Below are 15,701 nucleotides of genomic sequence, written 5' to 3' on the forward strand. Positions count from 1 at the left end.
CGCCCGAAGCGACCCGGCCTCCCGCTCCTACCGGAGATCCCTGTCAGAGCAGGCCGCCGGTGATACCCAGCAGGCCGTGGTCCGGCGAGGCGTGCGAGTCGCCCAGCACACCATCGGTGGCGCCGCCGGTCACATCGCCGACCGTGCCGGTGACGCCGGGCAGGAGGCTGTCCACCTGGTGCGTCACACCGCCCACAGTGGACGGCACGTCCAGCGGCGGGACGACGCCGCCGACGGCGCCACCGGCGTGACCGAGGCCCAGCCCACCCAGGGTGTCGTCGACACCGAGGGAACCCACGACACCGTTGAGCTGACCGTGGGTGCCGGAGAGGACACCTCCGGTCAGGTCACCGCCGAGCAGACCCGGGTCGGTGGCACCGAGCAGACCGCCCGGGTCGCCGGCCACGCCGGTGACGTTCCCCAGAACCGGGTCCGCGATGGCGTCCACCGGCTGCACCACGTCGGCGTCGAGGGTGTGCGCCACGTCGGAGACACCGGCCAGGTCGCTGTCCAGCCCGCTCGGACCGACGCCCAGGCCGATCCCCGGCAGCACGGTGATCCCGGCGGCGGCGGCCGACGGGTCGACCGCGATGGCGCCGAGCACGCCGGCCTTGACGTCCACGCCGGTGGGAGAACTCGTGACGCTGATCTGCTGTGCCACGCTCTGCAACTGACCCACCACGTCGGTGGTGTCGGTGAGCAGCGGGTCGAACCCGAGCTGCTCGACGGCCGGCACCAGCGACGTGAGGCCCTGCCCCGGCGCGTAGTCGACCACCAGCGGCACCACGTCCTGCACGTCCGTCGCGGTGATGTCGGTGAGCCCCGCGGCCCGCAGCGCACCCTCGGGGTCGAGGTCGAAGGCCGACCGCGCGTCGGGGTTCGTCAGCAGGTCGAGCACGAAGTCGTGAAGGGTCTGGTGCGAGTCCATGTGCTGGTTCTCCTCGGATCTGGCCGTCGGCGGGTGTCGTATCGACAGTGACGACGCTATTGCCGGGCGCACCCCCGGGCATCGGGGCTCAGCCCGGATCCGGGCCGGTTGAACTAGGGGCTCCGCCGGCTCGTACGTTAGGGGGACAGGGGGAAACCGACCCGGCGAGATTAGGGTCCCGACCAGGGCTTGATCTCTGGTACGAACGTAGGAGCCCGCGGGGTTCGCCGGGGGTGGGTCGTCGGCAGCACCGACGCCATCGCCACCGGCCGGCCAACTCACGGGGGGAGAAGAGACGATGCCGTACGTCCTGGGGATCGACATCGGAAGCACCAACACCGCCGCCGCGGTCGCACGGTCGCACGGCACGACCTGGACCCGCCCCGAGCCGGTCCCGTTGCAGGTCGGCTCCACTCTCGTGCCGTCGGTGCTGTGCCTGTCGGAGGACGGCTCGCTGCACGTCGGCGAGCCCGCCACCGACGACGGCAGCCGCACCACACGCGACTTCGTGCACCGGATCGGCGACGACGTACCCCTGCTGCTCGGCGGCGAAACGTGCGCGCCGCAGACGCTCACCGCCGAACTGGCGGCGTGGGTGGTGGAGAGGGTCCACGCCCTGGAGGGCGGCCCGGCAGAGGCGATCGTGCTCAGCCACCCGGCGGGGTGGCGCCCCTACCGACGCGAGGTGCTGCACCGGGCCCTGTCCGGCTTCGGCCTGCGCAACGTGACGTTGCTTCCGCGCACGGTCACGGTCGCCGAGAGCCACGCGGCCCGCGGGTTCGCGGGCAGCACCGCGGTCGTCTACGCCCTGGGGGGCAACAGCTTCGAGGCGGCTCTCGTGCGCCGCACCCCGCGCGGCACCTACGAGACGTTCGGCACCCCCCAGGGTCTGGACCCGATCGGCGGGGCCGACTTCGACGAGGCACTGGCCGAGCACACCCGTACCACGCTGGCCCGGGAGCTGGCCACCAGCGCACGCCGCGGCACCCAGGCCGCGCTGCGCGGGCTGCGCGCGGAGTGTGACCGGGTCAAGCGGGTGCTGACCGTCGACCTGACGGCCGACGTGGTGCTGGCCCTGCCGGGAGGCCCCGCGCGGATACCGGTGACCCGGGTCCAGTTCGAGGACATGATCCGCCCGACGGTGCAGGTCACCATCGACCTGCTGCTGCGGGCCGTGCGCAGCGCCAACCTGACGCCGGAGCAGCTCGACGGTGTCCTGCTGGCGGGCGGCTCGACCCGCGTGCCACTCGTCACCGAACTGATCAGCGCGGCCCTCCCGGTCCCCGTCGAGGTGGAACCGGACTCCCAGTTGACCGCCGCCACCGGTGCGGCGATGGCCGCCTGCCAGGTGGTGTCGCCGCGCTCCCGCCGACAGCCACCGGCCCGCGATCCATCCCCGGTCGGCGGTGCCGGTCGGGCCTCCGTCCCGGCCACACGCCGGCCCCACCACGACACCACCGTCCCGGGGGACCCGCCACCGCGGCCCCCGGTCCGGGTCCTCCCACTGGACCTGCCGAAACCGTCCCGCCTGGCCTTGGCCCGCAGCCGGGGACGCGAAGGATGACCCCAATGATCATGAATGACATCGCCGAGACCGGGCTGACGCTGGACCGGGGACCGCAGGTCCTGCTGGACACTGTCGGACAGGACCCGACCGGCCCGCTCAGCGTCGGCATCGCCGGCCCGGGCGGTCACGGGAAGACCACGCTGCTCGCGGAGCTGGCGCGGATCCATCAACGGGCCGGGATCACCGTGCGCACGACCGCCCCGGAGCCGGGCGAACCGGTCGACGCCGACACGCTGGTGCTGGTCGACGACGCGCACCTGCTCGACGACGCACGGATCGAGGTGCTGCTGGGTCTGGTCGCCACCCGTCGGCACCGACTGGTGGTCGCCCACCGCCCGTGGCCCCGGTCGGCGGCGCTCAGCGAGCTGGTCGACGCGCTCCGACGCGACGGGCAGGCCCTGCTCCTCACGCCGTTCACCCGGGAGCAGACCGCCGCCTACCTCGCCTCCACATCCGAGCTGGGCCGCCGCGACGACCTGGTCGACTTCGTCCACACGCAGACCTGCGGCGTACCCCGGGATGTCGAACGGCTGGCCCGCGGCCTGGCCGCCGCGGAGACCCCGACCGGCGCGGTGGTCGACCCACCCCGGTCCGTCGTCGGCGAGTTCGGGCCGGACCTGGACGTCCAACCCGACGCGGTACGACGGCTGCTGCTCGCCGTCGCGGCGGGCGCGGCGCTGCCGGTGAGCATGCTCGGCGCCCTCCTGGGCCGGGAGCCGGCGGCGGTGGACGACCTGATCGCCACGACCAGGGCGGCCGGGCTGCTCGGCGCCGACGGCCGGCTCGCACCGATCGTCCGGCGGGCCGTCACGACGCTGAGCCCCACCACCGAGCGGACGGCGGTCTGGCGTCGGCTCACCGAGTTGCAGCTGGCCAGGGGTGGCGCGGTGCTGCCGTTGGTCCGGTCCCTGCTCGCGGTCGGCGCGCTCGGCGACTGCCCGGTCCCGACCCTGGCAGCGGCGGCGAACGAGGCTCTGGCCGACGAGCCCGCGTTCGCCGCCGACCTGTTCGCGGCCGCCACGGCGGCCGGACGGCCAGCCAGCGCCGAGCAGGCGCTCGCCGCCGCACTGGCCGGCCACCTCGACGACGCCCTGCGGCTGGCGGACCGACTGCTGTCCACGGCCACTCCCCCCGATCGCCGCGAGGCGGCCGTCGTGGCCGCGACCGCCCTGGCGCACCGTGGGCACGTCGGCCGCAGCGTGGAGCTGTACCGGTGGTCGGGCACCGCATCGGCGCTGGCGTTCGCCACCGTCGGCGGGCTCGCCACCGGCGACCTGAGCGCCGCCGCCGAGCCGCCGGCCGGTGATCCCGGCGGCGAACCCCCGACCCTGCACGCCAGCGCCGCCCGGCTGATGGCCGCCGGCGTCCGCGACAGCGTGACCGGCTCACCCACCGCCGCGCTCTCCGCGCTCGTGCAGGCCGCCGCGCTGCTGGAGCCGGACGGACGCGCGGCACTCCTACCGGACAGCCCGGCGGCGCTCGCCGCGCTGACGGCTGTGCACTGCGGCGAGCTGGAGATCGCCGAACAGGTGCTGCACCGGGCCCTGACCGCCGGTGTCGGCGGCCCCCTGATGGCTCGTCGCCACCGGCTGTTGCAGGCCTGGATCCTGATGGTCCGGGGCGAGACGCACGCCGCGACCGAACGCCTCGCCACGGTGACCCTCGACGGGCGGCCGTTGGAGTCGCGCGACCTGCTGTTCGCCGCCGCGATCCGGATGGGCGTCAGCCGGCGCAACAGCGACCTCGGCGCGCTCAAGCGCGGGTGGGGGCAGGCGCTGGAGGCGGTGGTCCGGCACCCCGTCGACCTGTTCACGTTGTTGCCCCTGGGTGAGCTGGCCATCGCGGGCGCACGGCTCGGTGACCTGGCCCGCCTGGAGCCGTACCTGCTCCAGGGACGCGCCCTGCTGGGCCGACTCGGCGACCCACCACTGTGGAGCGTCCCACTGCACTGGAGCGGGCTGCACGCCGCCATCCTGACCGCCGAGCCGGCGGTCGCCGACGAGCATGTCGCCGCGCTGCTCGCCGCCGCCGGCCACAGCCGGTACGCCGCCGTGGTCGCCGCCGCCGCGGAGAGCTGGGTCGAGGTGCTGCGAGGCGTCGTCGACCCGACCCGGGTGGAGGCCGCCGCCCGGGGGCTGCACGACACCGGGCTGTGCTGGGACGGTGCTCGCCTCGCCGGTCAGGCCGCGATCCGTACCGCGGACCGGCGGGCGATGACCACCCTGCTGGAGTGCGCCCGCGCACTCCAGGGACGGCCACCCGGCGGCCACGGCGGGCAGACACCGACGACCGGCGCGAGCACGGCGCGCGCGGCCGGCCCCACCCAGCAGGGGCTCAGCGACCGCGAGTACGAGGTCGCCGAGCTGGTGCTGGCCGGGCTGACCTACCGGGAGATCGGCGACCGGCTCTTCATCTCGGCGAAGACGGTGGAACACCACGTGGCGCGGATGCGCAACCGGCTCAACTGCGCCAACCGCACCGAGCTGCTGGCCCTGCTGCGCACCATCGTCGCCGACCGGGCCAGCGACACGGCCGGACAGCCGTGGCCACAGCGGGCGACCCGATGAGGCACCCACGCCGCGGAAGCGTCCGCACCGGGCGGGGCCGACCGTGACGCGCGACGAGGTACGACTGATCCGGGTCAGGCTGGTCGTGCTGTGCGCCGTCCTCGTCTCGCTCTGGTCCTACGCGGCCTACGTGGCCAGCCAGGACGCGGCCGACCTGCTGCGCGTGCGGGCCCTGGCGGACACCCTGGGCCAGCCCGTCGACCGGCTGATCCTGGGCCTGCAGGCCGAGCGTCGGCTCACGGCCGAGCGGGTCGCCGCAGCCGCGCCGACGGCGCCCCCGCTGGTCGCGGCACGCGCGGGCACCGACCGGGCCGCCGCCGAGGTCCGCGCGTTCACCGAGGGCCGTGACCTTCGGCTGCTCAGCGCCGGTGACGTCCGCGACCGGGCCGGCGAGCTGGTCCGCCGGCTCGACGGCCTGGGCACGATCCGGTCCCGGGTGGACGCCGGGAGTCTCGACCTGGCCGAGGCCGTCGACGCGTACGACCAGGTCGTCGATGTCGCCTTCCGGGTGTACGGCCCGGAGTGGGGCGCGTACGAGAGCGCTCTGGCCGCCGACACCCGGGCGGTGATCGCGCTGGCCCGCGCCCGGGAGCTGCTCGCCCGGGAGGACACCCTGGTCAGCGCGGCCCTGACCGGCGAGCGGCTCGGTGCCGACGAGCGGAGCCGGCTGACCGAACTCGTCGGCGGCCAGCGGTACGCGCGTACCGAGGCGGAGGCCGGGCTGCCCGTGGACGGCCGGAGTGCGCACCAGCGCCTCCTGACCGGCCCCGACTTCGCGGGCCTGCTCGCCCTGGAGGCCCGGCTGCTCGCGGCCGACACGGCGCTGACCGGGATCACCGTCCAGGCCTGGCGGGCCGCGGCGGACACCGCCCTGGGCGCACTGCAGACGCTGGTGACGACCACCGCCCGCAGCAGTGCCGAGCGGGCCGCGCCAGGTGCCGCGGTGGTCGTCGCGCGTACCGGCGCCGTGGTGGGGCTCGGCCTCATCGTCGTGCTCGTGCTCCTGCTGGGTTGGGTGAGCACCGTCCGACGCCTGACCGAGGACCGGACCAGTTCGGACGACGACGCCCCGGCTCCGGCCGGTGATGCCACGGCGACACCCGACGGCGCCAACCAGGAATTGTTCCTGCGGCTCACCCGACGCAACCAGGTCCTGCTGCGCGATCAGCTCGGCCTGTTGGACGGGATGCAACGCCGGGAGCGGTCCGCCGAGGAGACCAGCGAGCTGTTCCAGCTCGACCACCTCACCACCCGGATCCGACGCAACGTGGAGAAGCTGATCACCCTCGCCGGCGCGAGGCCCGCCCGCCGCTGGCGGCGGCCCGTGCCACTGCTCGACGTGGCGCGCGGTGCCGTGGCCGAGGTGCCGGACTACCACCGGGTCCTGATCGCGCCGCACTGGCCCTGGTCGCTCGCGGGCAACGCCGTCACGGACGTCGTCCACCTCCTGTCGGAGCTGATCGAGAACGCCCTCGCCTTCTCCGCGGCGGACACCACCGTACGGGTCAGCGGCGAGCACCGACCGCAGGGTTGCGCGGTCCTGGTCGTCGACGACGGGCCGGGTCTGGACGCGTCCGCGCTGGCCGAGGCGAACCACCTGCTCGGCAACCCGCCACCGGACGGCCCACCCCCGGGTTCCGCAGGTCTGTACGCGGCGGCCGTGCTGGCCGGCCGATGCGGCGCACAGGTCTCGTTGCGCCCCAGCCGGCGCGGTGGGACGGCCGCCACAGTGCTCCTCCCGGCCGGGCTGGTCACGTCGAACGACACCGGCCGTGGGTCGACCACCGCGCCGCCCGGCACCCCCTACCCGCCGGCCCGCGACACCGCCGACCCCTCCGCCCCGAACGGCGACGGCGAGCTGCCGACGCGGACACGCCACACCGGGCCGACCGGCCCGGAACCCGGCAGGACCAGCCTCGACACCGTCGAGTTTCCGGTCGCTAGAGCAACAAGGAGACACCCATGACGTCCGCAGTGGTCACCGACGACGACCTGACCGGCGCCCTGGACCGCCTGGTCGACCGAGTGCACGGCGCGGAGTTCGCCGTGGTGCTCTCCCCCGACGGGCTGCCCCTCGGCGGCTCCCAACAGGTCAAGGGCGAGCTGGCCGAGCAGCTCTCCGGCGTGGTCGCCGGTCTGATCGCGTTGGGGCTGGCAGCCACCCGGATCTGCGAAGGGGGCGGTCTGCGTCAGGTCGTGGTGCAGATGGCGCGAGCGTTCCTGTTCGTCGCCACGATCCCGAACGGCACCATCCTCACCGTGCGGATCGCCGGTGACGACGTCAAGGTCGGCGACATGGCGTACGAGGTGGCGCTCTTCGTCGGGCAGGCCGAGCGGCACCTGCCGATCCGTCTGGGACCCGCCTCCTCGGCGACGATCGGGGATCCTGGTGCGCAGCACCGGCAGCGCTGACGAGGCGTGGTACGACGACGACGCGGGCCCGGTGGCCCGGCCGTACACGATGACCGGGGGGCGCACCGCGCCCACGGGCGACCAGTTCGACCTGATCTCACTGGTCGTCGCTCGCCGGGGGGTCACGCCGCCCACACCGCTCTTTCCCGAACAGGCGCGGATCGTCGAGCTGTGCCACGATCCAGTGTCGGTGGCCGAGGTCGGTGCCGAGCTGGACCTTCCACTGGGGACGGTCCGGGTGCTGCTCGGTGACCTGCTCACGGCCGGGCTGATCGAGACGCATGACCCGCCGATGCTGTCGGAGGTGCCGACCGAGGATCTGCTCAAGGCGATACTCGTCGGGCTCCGCGCCCTGTGACAGGGCAGATGCCATCCGCGACCCACACGGATCGCGGGCGCGCATCCGGCGACGAACTGAAGGGGAGACAGGCAGTGCCGGCAACACCACCCCAGCCACGCCGTACCGTGGCGATCATCCTGCTGGACCGGATCGTGGCCTTCGGCACGACCGCGCGGCGGGTGCTCACCGGACGGGACGACGTCTCGCGGGCCACCTGGGTGGCCGTGATCGCGGCATTCGGGGTGCTGGTCGCGACGGTCGTCTCCGTCATCGGGTTGCTGCGTACGCCGGAGAAGCTGACGCCGGTGACCCTCGACGCGCCACCGTCCGCCGAGCAGGTGGACACTCCACCGACCGGCACTCCCCGGGCGCAGGCACGGCCGGCGGTCAGCAGCCCTGCGGCGCCCGCGCCACCACCGACCGCATCGGCCACCGCCGTCCCACCGACCGCCGGCGCGTCGACCCGGCCCACACCGACCGGTACGACGGCCTCGCCCGCACCGGCCGCCCTGAACGCCGACTTCGCCATCGCGGACAACGCCCTGCTCAGTTACGGTGCGGCCGTGACGATCAGCAATCCCGGGTCGGTGCCGGTGCCGCAGTGGACGCTGACCGTCACCCTGCCCCGCGAGTCGCTGCGGGTCAGCGCGGTCGAGGGCGCGCGGGTCAGCCGGGACGGTGCGGTGTGGACGTTCGTGCCGGACGGAAGCGCCGGTCAGGTGCCCGGCAGCGCCTCGGTCCGGGTGACGTTCCGGGTCAACGGTTCACCGGCGGGGGCCGCCCCCGAGGCCTGCGCCATCGACGGGGCCGCCTGCACCGGAGTGCAGCACTGACCAGGTCGAGTCAGCGGGTCGAGTGCGGTACACCCAGCGTTCCGGCGCCAGCCATGCTTGATTGATCATGAATTCGGTGGCGCTTCGTACCGTTCCGGGCATGACTGTCCACCCCGCATCACCGTCACTCGACCGCACCGGGTCGAGGCTCGGCGCCCTGCGTACCCGGGCCACCGCCACCGTCGCCGCCATCGCCGTCACCGGCGCCGCCGTCGCGGTCACCGTCGCGACCTCGACGCCCGCCGCCGCCGGCCCGGGCAGCGTCGTCGTCTCGGAGAGCTTCTCGTCCGCGTCGCTGCCCGCCGGTTGGAACGCGGTCGACGGCACCTGGAAGGTCGAGAACGGCCGACTGTACGGAACCTCAGCCAGCTCCAGCGACAACAACAAGATCACTTTCGGTCGGCACCTGAACGACTTCCGCCTTGAGGCGACCATGCGCTTCGAGACAGTCTCCGCCGCCACCCGCTGGGCCTCACTCGGCATCGACGTTCCCGCCGACGGCGCCACCCCGTGGTGGATCGCCACCATGCGCAGCGGCACCACCGCCGCCAACGGTCTCGAGTTCGCCCAGCGCACCCCGGCCAACGCCTGGGTCGTGACGAACACCGCCTCCGCCCCGTACGCGGCCGGCACCGGCCGGGACGTGCGGGTCGCCGTCGAGGTGCACGGCAACCAGGCCCGCTGGATCTTCGACGGGCGGGAGGCGATGCGGACGAACAGCCTCCAGCGCTCCGCCAACGGCGTGCAGGGGCTCTTCGTCAACGGCGCGACAGTGTCGTACGACGACGTGACCGTGACCGAGCTGGCACCGAACGGCTACCTCCGGCCCAAGGGAAGCCCGTTCACCGTGATCGCCCACCGGGGCGCGTCCGCCGCCGCACCGGAGAACACCCTCGTCGCTCAGGAGATCGCGCGTCGGGGTGGTGCCGACTGGATCGAGAACGACGTCCAGCCGAGCAAGGACGGCATCCCGTTCATCCTGCACGACGGCACCGTCGACCGGACCACCGACGGCACCGGCAACATCCGGGACCTGACCGCGGCGCAGATCAAGGCGCTCGACGCCGGCTCCTGGTTCGGCCCGCACTACGTCGGTGAGCGGGTTCCCACCCTCGCCGAGCAGCTCGCCGACCTGCGGACCCGGGGCGGCAACCTGCTCGTGGAGATCAAGGGCAAGCACACCCGCGACGAGGTCGCCACGATCATCCAGGTGATCCGGAACGAGCAGATGATGGGCCGGGTCTTCATTCAGAGCTTCGAGGTCGACGCCCTGCGCTACACGCACGAACTCGCCCCCGAGCTGCCGCTCGGCCTGCTCCGCAGCACCCTCGACGCCGACCCGGTGGCGCTGGCCAGGGAGCTGCACCTGACCGCGTACAACCCGGACGGCAACGCGCTGCTGGCCAAGCCGGAGGTCGTCGCCTCGCTGCACGCCGCCGGGGTCGCCGTGATGGCCTGGACGATGGACTCGGCCGGCCTGTGGCAACGGTTGGAACGGATCGGCACCGACGCGATCATCACCAACCGCGCGTCCGAGCTGGTCGGCTGGAACTCGGCGTTTCTCCAGCGCGCCTCCGCCGACCCGACCGTGGACATCACCTCGCCGACCGACGGGGCTCGACTCGACCGGGCGCAGTCCCCGGTGATCGCGGTCGCCGCGACCAACGCGGACACCGTCACCGTCACGCTGGACGGCAAGAAGTCGGCCGCCGGGCGCAAGCTCGACCTGACCACGCTGACCGCGGGCCGCCACACCATCTCGACCGAGGTGACCGGGCCCGAGGGCACCGCCACGGCGACCAGCACCTTCACCGTGACGGTGAGCCAGGCCGGCCTCGGCTACCTGCTCCTCACCTCCGGGGCCGACCCGAACGCCGTCACGGCGATGACCACCAAGCTGATCCACGCGCAGTACGCCCAACTGGCCAGCTACGCCGACCGGCAAGCCGGCAAGCTGGTGCCGGCCGAGGTCGCCAGCGTGATCGCCGCCGACGCCCGCACCCTCGCCCTGAAATAGCCCACGCCGCACGACCGGTCCCCGCCGTCGAACTGCGACGGCGGGGACCACCGTGTCTCAGCGCACGGCCACCGGCGGCTCGGCCCGCTCACCCTGCTGCCTCAGGGCCGGCAGCGCCGGCACTAACGCCGCCAGCATGCACAGGCCGCCGACGGGGAGCAGGTTGAGCGTGACCGCCGGCGCGACGATGCCGACGACCAGCAGCGGAACGCTCCACCACGGCAGCCGCCGTCTGGCCACCAGCATGCCGGCGAGCACGACCAGGCCGAGGAAGAAGAACTGGGGTACGACGTCGTAGAAGGCCACCTCGACACCGGGGATGTCCTTGAAGTCCGCGCCGAGGGCCGACATCTCCGCCCGGTCCGCGGCCAGGAGTCCTTCGACGATGTCGGCGCCGAACTGCACCATGGTGGCGGCCAGCCCGACCATGGTCAGGGCCACCACCCCGGTACGCCATGGGCTGCGGGGTAGCAGGCCGGCCAGGGCGAGCACGGCCGGGACGAAGCACACCATGCCCGCGAGGCCGACGAGATGCGCGGCCTGCCAGTCGAGCCCGGGGCCGTACACCTCGTCGGATCTACCCCACAGGCGTACGAGGCCGTAGGCCGCGATACCGACCGGTCCGGCGATCACGAAGAGCGCAGCGCGTTTCATGCCAGCCATCATCTGGCCGCCGACACCCACCTCACCTCCGGGAAGCTCCCCTGCCCGGCCCTGGACTTCGTCTCAGGTCTTCCACTGAGCAGACCCTCGGTGCCACCAGCGGTCTGAACGGGCTCACTGCTCCTTGATCAGTGGGGCGTAGGCGACGCGGGTGAGCGGGTCGGCGGACAGCGAACCGTCGGCCCGGGGCACACCGAGGGGTCTGCCGTCGCGCAGGAAGGCCACAGTGGTGACGTCGTCGCGGCTGGTCAGGGTGCAGACGATCTGCCCGAAGGCGAGGACCTCGTCGCTGCGGCCGGCATCGACGGCGGGCGCGTCCACCGCGACGAGAGCCTGCGTGCCGGTCACCGTCACACCAGCGGCGTTGACCGCTCCCGGCAGCGCGCTGGTCAGGTCGCTGTCACGTTCCTCCCCGGTGGGTCCGGCGAGCAGATGCCGCAGTTGGTCGGCCATGCTCGGCACACTGTCGACGCGCCGGACCACGGGGATGATCCAGTTGTCGCGTACGAGGCAGAGGGTCTCGACGACGTGGCCGGCCGGTGCTGTGGCGTCGGCGGGAACGGAGCTGTGGAACGGCCCGCGCGGTGGTTGCACCGTTCGGGGGCCGTCGTCGGTGGGGATGCCGCAACCGGTCAACAGCAGGACGAGCGCCAACGGGGCGAGACGGCGTCGGTTCACGGCAGGCTGCCCGGAAGCGCGACCCGGAAGCGTGCGCCGCCCCCGGGGCGGTCGACGACGGTGGCGTGCCCCTCGTGCGCTGCGGCGTGCTGGGCCACCAGCGCGAGCCCGAGCCCGGTGCCGTCACCTGCGCCACGGGTGTGGGCCGCTCGGCCCCGGACGAAACGGTCGAAGATCGCCTCACGATCCTCCACGGGCACACCCGGGCCATCGTCGTCGACCTCGATGACGCCGGTGTCACCGTCGCGGCGGAGGCGGACGGCTGCGGGGCCGGCGCCGTAGGTCACGGCGTTGTCGAGCAGGTTCGCCAGGACCTGGGCGATCCGCCGCCGCTCGACGTGCCAGGTCGGGGGGACGCCCGGTGCCAGGTGGACGAGGCTGACCGGCAGGTCGTACGCGTGGCAGGCCTCTTCGGCCAATTCCACCACGTCCACCGGGGCACGGTGTGCGGGCTGGTCGCTGCGGGCCAGGTCGATCAGGTCGTTGACCAGTCGCTGAAAACGGTCGATCTCGTCGGCGACGAGCCCGGCGGCAGTCGCCGTTCGGTCGTCCTGGTGTTCCCGGCGACGGGCCAGGACGCTGGCCGCCGCGGCGAGGGTCTGCAACGGTGAGCGCAGTTCGTGGCTGACGTCGGCGGCGAAGCGCCGGTCCCGTTCGATGCGGCGGGCGAGCTGGTCGACCATCTGGTTGAACGAGGAGGAGAGGCGGGTCAGGTCGGGGTCGGTGGCCGGGTCCAGCCGGGCGGTGAAGTCACCGGCGGCGATCTTCTGGGCGGCGTCGGCGACCGCCGTCAGCGGCCGTAGTCCGTGTCGGGTGGCGTACCACCCGAGCGCGGCACCGGACCCTGCGACCAGCACCGCGACGGTGGTCAACGCCAGCGCCAGGACCTGGAACGTCTGCTCCAACTCGCGCATCGAGTTGACCTCGAAATATGCCGCCGACGCGGACAGCGGCACCCCCACCACCAGGGCGGGTTGCCCGGCGACGCGTACGCGCTGCACCGCCGGCTCCCCGGCGGCGACGATCCGACGCAACTCGGCGGGGATGGCGGCGGTGGTGCCCGGATCCGCGGTGCGCGCGTACCACTCGCCGTTGAGGTGCAGCACCGGCCGCCGGCTCCCGCCGGTGTCCAGCGACCGGAGCACCCCCACCACGTCCGGACTGTCCGTGTCGAGCCCGGCGTGCACCACCGCGGCGTCGAAGTAGGCGGCGCGCAGCGCGATGCGTTCCCGGTCGTCGAGCAGGGATCGACGGGTCAGTTCGTAGGAGACCAGGGCCATCGACGCGGAGAGCAGGAGCGCGCCGACGGCGAACGCGGCGGCCACCCGGGTACGCAGTCCGAGGCGTCTCATCGTTGCAGCTTGTAGCCCAGACCCCGAAGGGTCACCAGGTGCCGGGGGTTCGCCGGGTCCGGCTCGATCTTCTGCCGCAGGCGGCCGACGTGCACGTCGACCAGCCGTTCGTCGCCGCTGTCGTACCCCCAGACCCGTTGCAGCAGCTGCTGACGGGACAGCACCCGGCCGGCGTGCTCGGCCAGCTCGCAGAGCAGGCGGAACTCGGTGCGGGTGACGGTGACCTGCTGGCCGGCGCGGCGCACCTCCCCCGCCTCCGGACTGATCTCCAACTCCCCGAAGGCCACCGCCGGCACCGGATCCGGTGTCGACGCCGCCGCCAGCGGTCGGGCGCGCCGACGCAGGGCTCGCAGTCGGGCGGTCAGCTCCCTGATCGCCACGGGTTTGACGACGTAGTCGTCGGCGCCGGCTTCGAGAGCGGCCACGATGTCGTCGGTCCCGTCCCGGGCGCTGACGACCACGATCGGTGTGTCGTCGTCGCGGCGCAGTTGTCGGATGCACTCGAAGCCGTCGAGGCCGGGAAGCATCAGGTCGACGAGCACGTAGTCGGCCGGGTGGTGACGCTGGGCGCGCAGGCCCTCCTCCGCGGTAGCGGCGCCGAGGGCGTCGTAGCCCTCGTCCTCCAGTGCGAGCAGCAGCGCGAGCCGGATGCGGTCGTCGTCCTCGATCACCAGTACGGCCGTCATGCCGGAATCATCCTCGGCAGCCCGGCGAGCGGCCAACCGTGCTGCCCAGCTTGCGGTTTTGTCACACAACTGTCACAGAGCCTTGCAGCTATCGCCAACCCAGCCCGTAACGGTGGTGGTGGAGCGAGGGCTGACGGAGAGGGGCACGGCCATGACAACGCCGGTGATGCCGACGCGGTACACACTGCCGCTGGTCGAGGTGCGCGTCACCGAACTCGACCTGGCCTGCCTACCGGAGGTCGGTGCGATGTTCGATCGGCTGCTGACCCTGCGCCCCGCGCAGGTCGTGCTCGACCTCGCCGACTGCCGACACCTCGACGCCGCCGCGATCGGCCTGCTCCTCGACCTGCACCGGAGGCTGGCGCGCGCCGACGCGGTCCTCACCGTGCGCAACCCGAACCCTCGGGTCCGCCGCATCCTGCGCATCGCCCGCCTCGACCAGGTCCTGTCGATCGTCACCGATCCGGGCCGGGCGACGCGGACCGCGCCAGGCCAGGGCGTAGGAAGGACCCCAGCATGACCGTCGTCCCGGACGAGTACCTGATGACCCTGATCTGTGACACCTGTGGCGAGACGATCCGCGGCACCGCGTGCGTGCTACCCGACGCCGAGGTCGTCTGGACCCTGGTGGCCGAGCACGGCTGGAGTGGCTCTCCGTTCGCCACCGGGCCGCACCGCTGCCCGCACTGCAGCCTGCTGCCACCCCCGCGCAGCGGGCCCGGCTCGTGCGACGACCACGGTCCCGGAGGCATCCTCGGCATCGACCACCTCGACGACGTCACCGTCATCGCCGCCACGGGCGACATCGACCTCGACACCGGCGACACGCTGCGCACGGCGCTGCGGCACGTGGCCGAGGTGGGTGGGCACGTGGTCGTCGACCTGAGCCGTGTGCACATCATCGACTCGACCGGGCTCGGTCTTCTCGTCCGCGCCCACCGCGACGCGCGGGAACGCGGGGTGACGCTCTGCCTCGCCGCGCCGTCGCGATTCATCCGCACCGTCCTGCACACCATGCGCCTGGACGGAGCGTTCCCGACCTTCGAGAGCCTCGACGACGCCGTCGGCCAGTTGTCCGACGACGCCACGCGACGCCAGCATGTGGCCGGCTGACCGCGCAGATGCTCCGGCGAGGAGAGCGGAGGAGCCGGGTGGCCCGGTGGCGAGCATCGCTCATGCTGGAGTGGTGATTCGTTTCGTACTGAACGTGCTGTGGCTCATCTTCGGCGGTGGCATCGTGCTTGCGGTCGGGTACGGCGTCGCCGCACTGATCTGCTTCGTCCTGGTCGTGACGATCCCGTTCGGGGTCGCGTCGCTCCGCCTCGCCGTCTATTCGCTGTGGCCCTTCGGCCGCACCCTGGTGCCCAAGCCCGGCGCGGGCGTCGCCTCCGGTCTGGCGAACATCCTGTGGCTGGTGCTGGCGGGCTGGTGGCTCGCGCTGTCCCACATCGTCGCCGGGATCGCCCTCTGCGTGACGATCATCGGGATTCCGTTCGGCATTGCCAACTTCAAGCTCGTGCCGGCGGCGTTCTGGCCTCTCGGCCGCGAAATCGTGGACACGCCCTGAGCTTGGAAAATGGGGACACCTGGCCCCCTGCCACTTCTAACATATAGCGCACTGGGGGGCTTGCGGCAAGACCCGGTTCGTGCCGCAAAAT

Annotated in this window: 15 protein-coding genes; 10 read left to right on the forward strand and 5 right to left on the reverse strand. The window is 73.0% G+C overall.

Annotation, left to right across the window (positions count from 1 at the left end; translation table 11 throughout):
• Positions 1-43: 43 nt before the first annotated feature.
• Positions 44-928, reverse strand: a complete 885-nt coding sequence (locus tag HNR22_RS07140) for an IniB N-terminal domain-containing protein (RefSeq protein WP_179779657.1) — start codon at positions 926-928, stop codon at positions 44-46.
• 298 nt (positions 929-1,226) lie between these two features.
• Here HNR22_RS07140 and HNR22_RS07145 point away from each other — a divergent pair, with 298 nt between their 5' ends.
• From HNR22_RS07145 to HNR22_RS07175, 7 genes are all read left to right on the forward strand, one after another.
• Positions 1,227-2,492, forward strand: coding sequence for an Hsp70 family protein (locus HNR22_RS07145; protein ID WP_179779658.1), 1,266 nt, complete (start codon positions 1,227-1,229; stop codon positions 2,490-2,492).
• A 5-nt stretch (positions 2,493-2,497) separates the two neighbouring features.
• A complete protein-coding gene (locus tag HNR22_RS07150; protein WP_218906223.1) occupies positions 2,498-5,062 on the forward strand; it encodes a helix-turn-helix transcriptional regulator in 2,565 nt (854 codons plus the stop codon).
• 43 nt (positions 5,063-5,105) lie between these two features.
• Positions 5,106-7,028: a nitrate- and nitrite sensing domain-containing protein gene (locus HNR22_RS07155; protein ID WP_179779659.1), complete on the forward strand. Its 1,923-nt coding sequence runs from the start codon at positions 5,106-5,108 to the stop codon at positions 7,026-7,028.
• Positions 7,025-7,474 (forward strand): roadblock/LC7 domain-containing protein, encoded by a 450-nt coding sequence (locus HNR22_RS07160; protein WP_179779660.1) that lies wholly within the window; start codon positions 7,025-7,027, stop codon positions 7,472-7,474. Before HNR22_RS07155 ends, HNR22_RS07160 begins: the two co-directional genes overlap by 4 nt.
• On the forward strand, positions 7,452-7,832 hold the full coding sequence (locus tag HNR22_RS07165; protein WP_179779661.1) for a DUF742 domain-containing protein: 381 nt from the start codon (positions 7,452-7,454) through the stop codon (positions 7,830-7,832). The genes HNR22_RS07160 and HNR22_RS07165 overlap by 23 nt, the downstream gene beginning before the upstream one ends.
• Positions 7,833-7,906: 74 nt before the next feature.
• Positions 7,907-8,647, forward strand: coding sequence for a cellulose binding domain-containing protein (locus tag HNR22_RS07170; RefSeq protein ID WP_179779662.1), 741 nt, complete (start codon positions 7,907-7,909; stop codon positions 8,645-8,647).
• A 100-nt stretch (positions 8,648-8,747) separates the two neighbouring features.
• Positions 8,748-10,664 (forward strand): glycerophosphodiester phosphodiesterase, encoded by a 1,917-nt coding sequence (locus tag HNR22_RS07175; protein WP_179779663.1) that lies wholly within the window; start codon positions 8,748-8,750, stop codon positions 10,662-10,664.
• 57 nt (positions 10,665-10,721) lie between these two features.
• Here HNR22_RS07175 and HNR22_RS07180 read toward each other — a convergent pair whose 3' ends face one another.
• The 4 genes from HNR22_RS07180 to HNR22_RS07195 all read right to left on the reverse strand — a co-directional run bounded on the left by HNR22_RS07180 (position 10,722) and on the right by HNR22_RS07195 (position 14,043).
• The gene (locus tag HNR22_RS07180) at positions 10,722-11,318 is read right to left on the reverse strand and encodes a hypothetical protein (RefSeq protein ID WP_179779664.1); all 597 of its coding nucleotides are present in this window, start codon (positions 11,316-11,318) and stop codon (positions 10,722-10,724) included.
• Positions 11,319-11,441: 123 nt separating this feature from the next.
• Positions 11,442-12,005, reverse strand: a complete 564-nt coding sequence (locus tag HNR22_RS07185) for a GerMN domain-containing protein (protein WP_179779665.1) — start codon at positions 12,003-12,005, stop codon at positions 11,442-11,444.
• Positions 12,002-13,357, reverse strand: coding sequence for a sensor histidine kinase (locus tag HNR22_RS07190; protein ID WP_179779666.1), 1,356 nt, complete (start codon positions 13,355-13,357; stop codon positions 12,002-12,004). The genes HNR22_RS07185 and HNR22_RS07190 overlap by 4 nt, the downstream gene beginning before the upstream one ends.
• Positions 13,354-14,043 carry a response regulator transcription factor gene (locus HNR22_RS07195; protein WP_179779667.1) on the reverse strand — a complete coding sequence of 230 codons (690 nt, stop codon included), beginning with the start codon at positions 14,041-14,043 and terminating at the stop codon, positions 13,354-13,356. The genes HNR22_RS07190 and HNR22_RS07195 overlap by 4 nt, the downstream gene beginning before the upstream one ends.
• Before the next feature lie 151 nt (positions 14,044-14,194).
• Here HNR22_RS07195 and HNR22_RS07200 point away from each other — a divergent pair, with 151 nt between their 5' ends.
• The 3 genes from HNR22_RS07200 (at position 14,195) to HNR22_RS07210 (ending at position 15,610) form a co-directional block, all read left to right on the forward strand.
• Positions 14,195-14,563, forward strand: a complete 369-nt coding sequence (locus tag HNR22_RS07200) for an STAS domain-containing protein (protein ID WP_179779668.1) — start codon at positions 14,195-14,197, stop codon at positions 14,561-14,563.
• A complete protein-coding gene (locus HNR22_RS07205; RefSeq protein ID WP_179779669.1) occupies positions 14,560-15,156 on the forward strand; it encodes an STAS domain-containing protein in 597 nt (198 codons plus the stop codon). The genes HNR22_RS07200 and HNR22_RS07205 overlap by 4 nt, the downstream gene beginning before the upstream one ends.
• Positions 15,157-15,229: 73 nt before the next feature.
• The gene (locus HNR22_RS07210; RefSeq protein WP_179783446.1) at positions 15,230-15,610 is read left to right on the forward strand and encodes a YccF domain-containing protein; all 381 of its coding nucleotides are present in this window, start codon (positions 15,230-15,232) and stop codon (positions 15,608-15,610) included.
• The last annotated feature ends 91 nt before the right edge of the window (positions 15,611-15,701 follow it).

The organism is Micromonospora jinlongensis (assembly GCF_013410645.1).
GTDB classification, from domain to species: Bacteria; Actinomycetota; Actinomycetes; order Mycobacteriales; family Micromonosporaceae; genus Micromonospora; species Micromonospora zamorensis.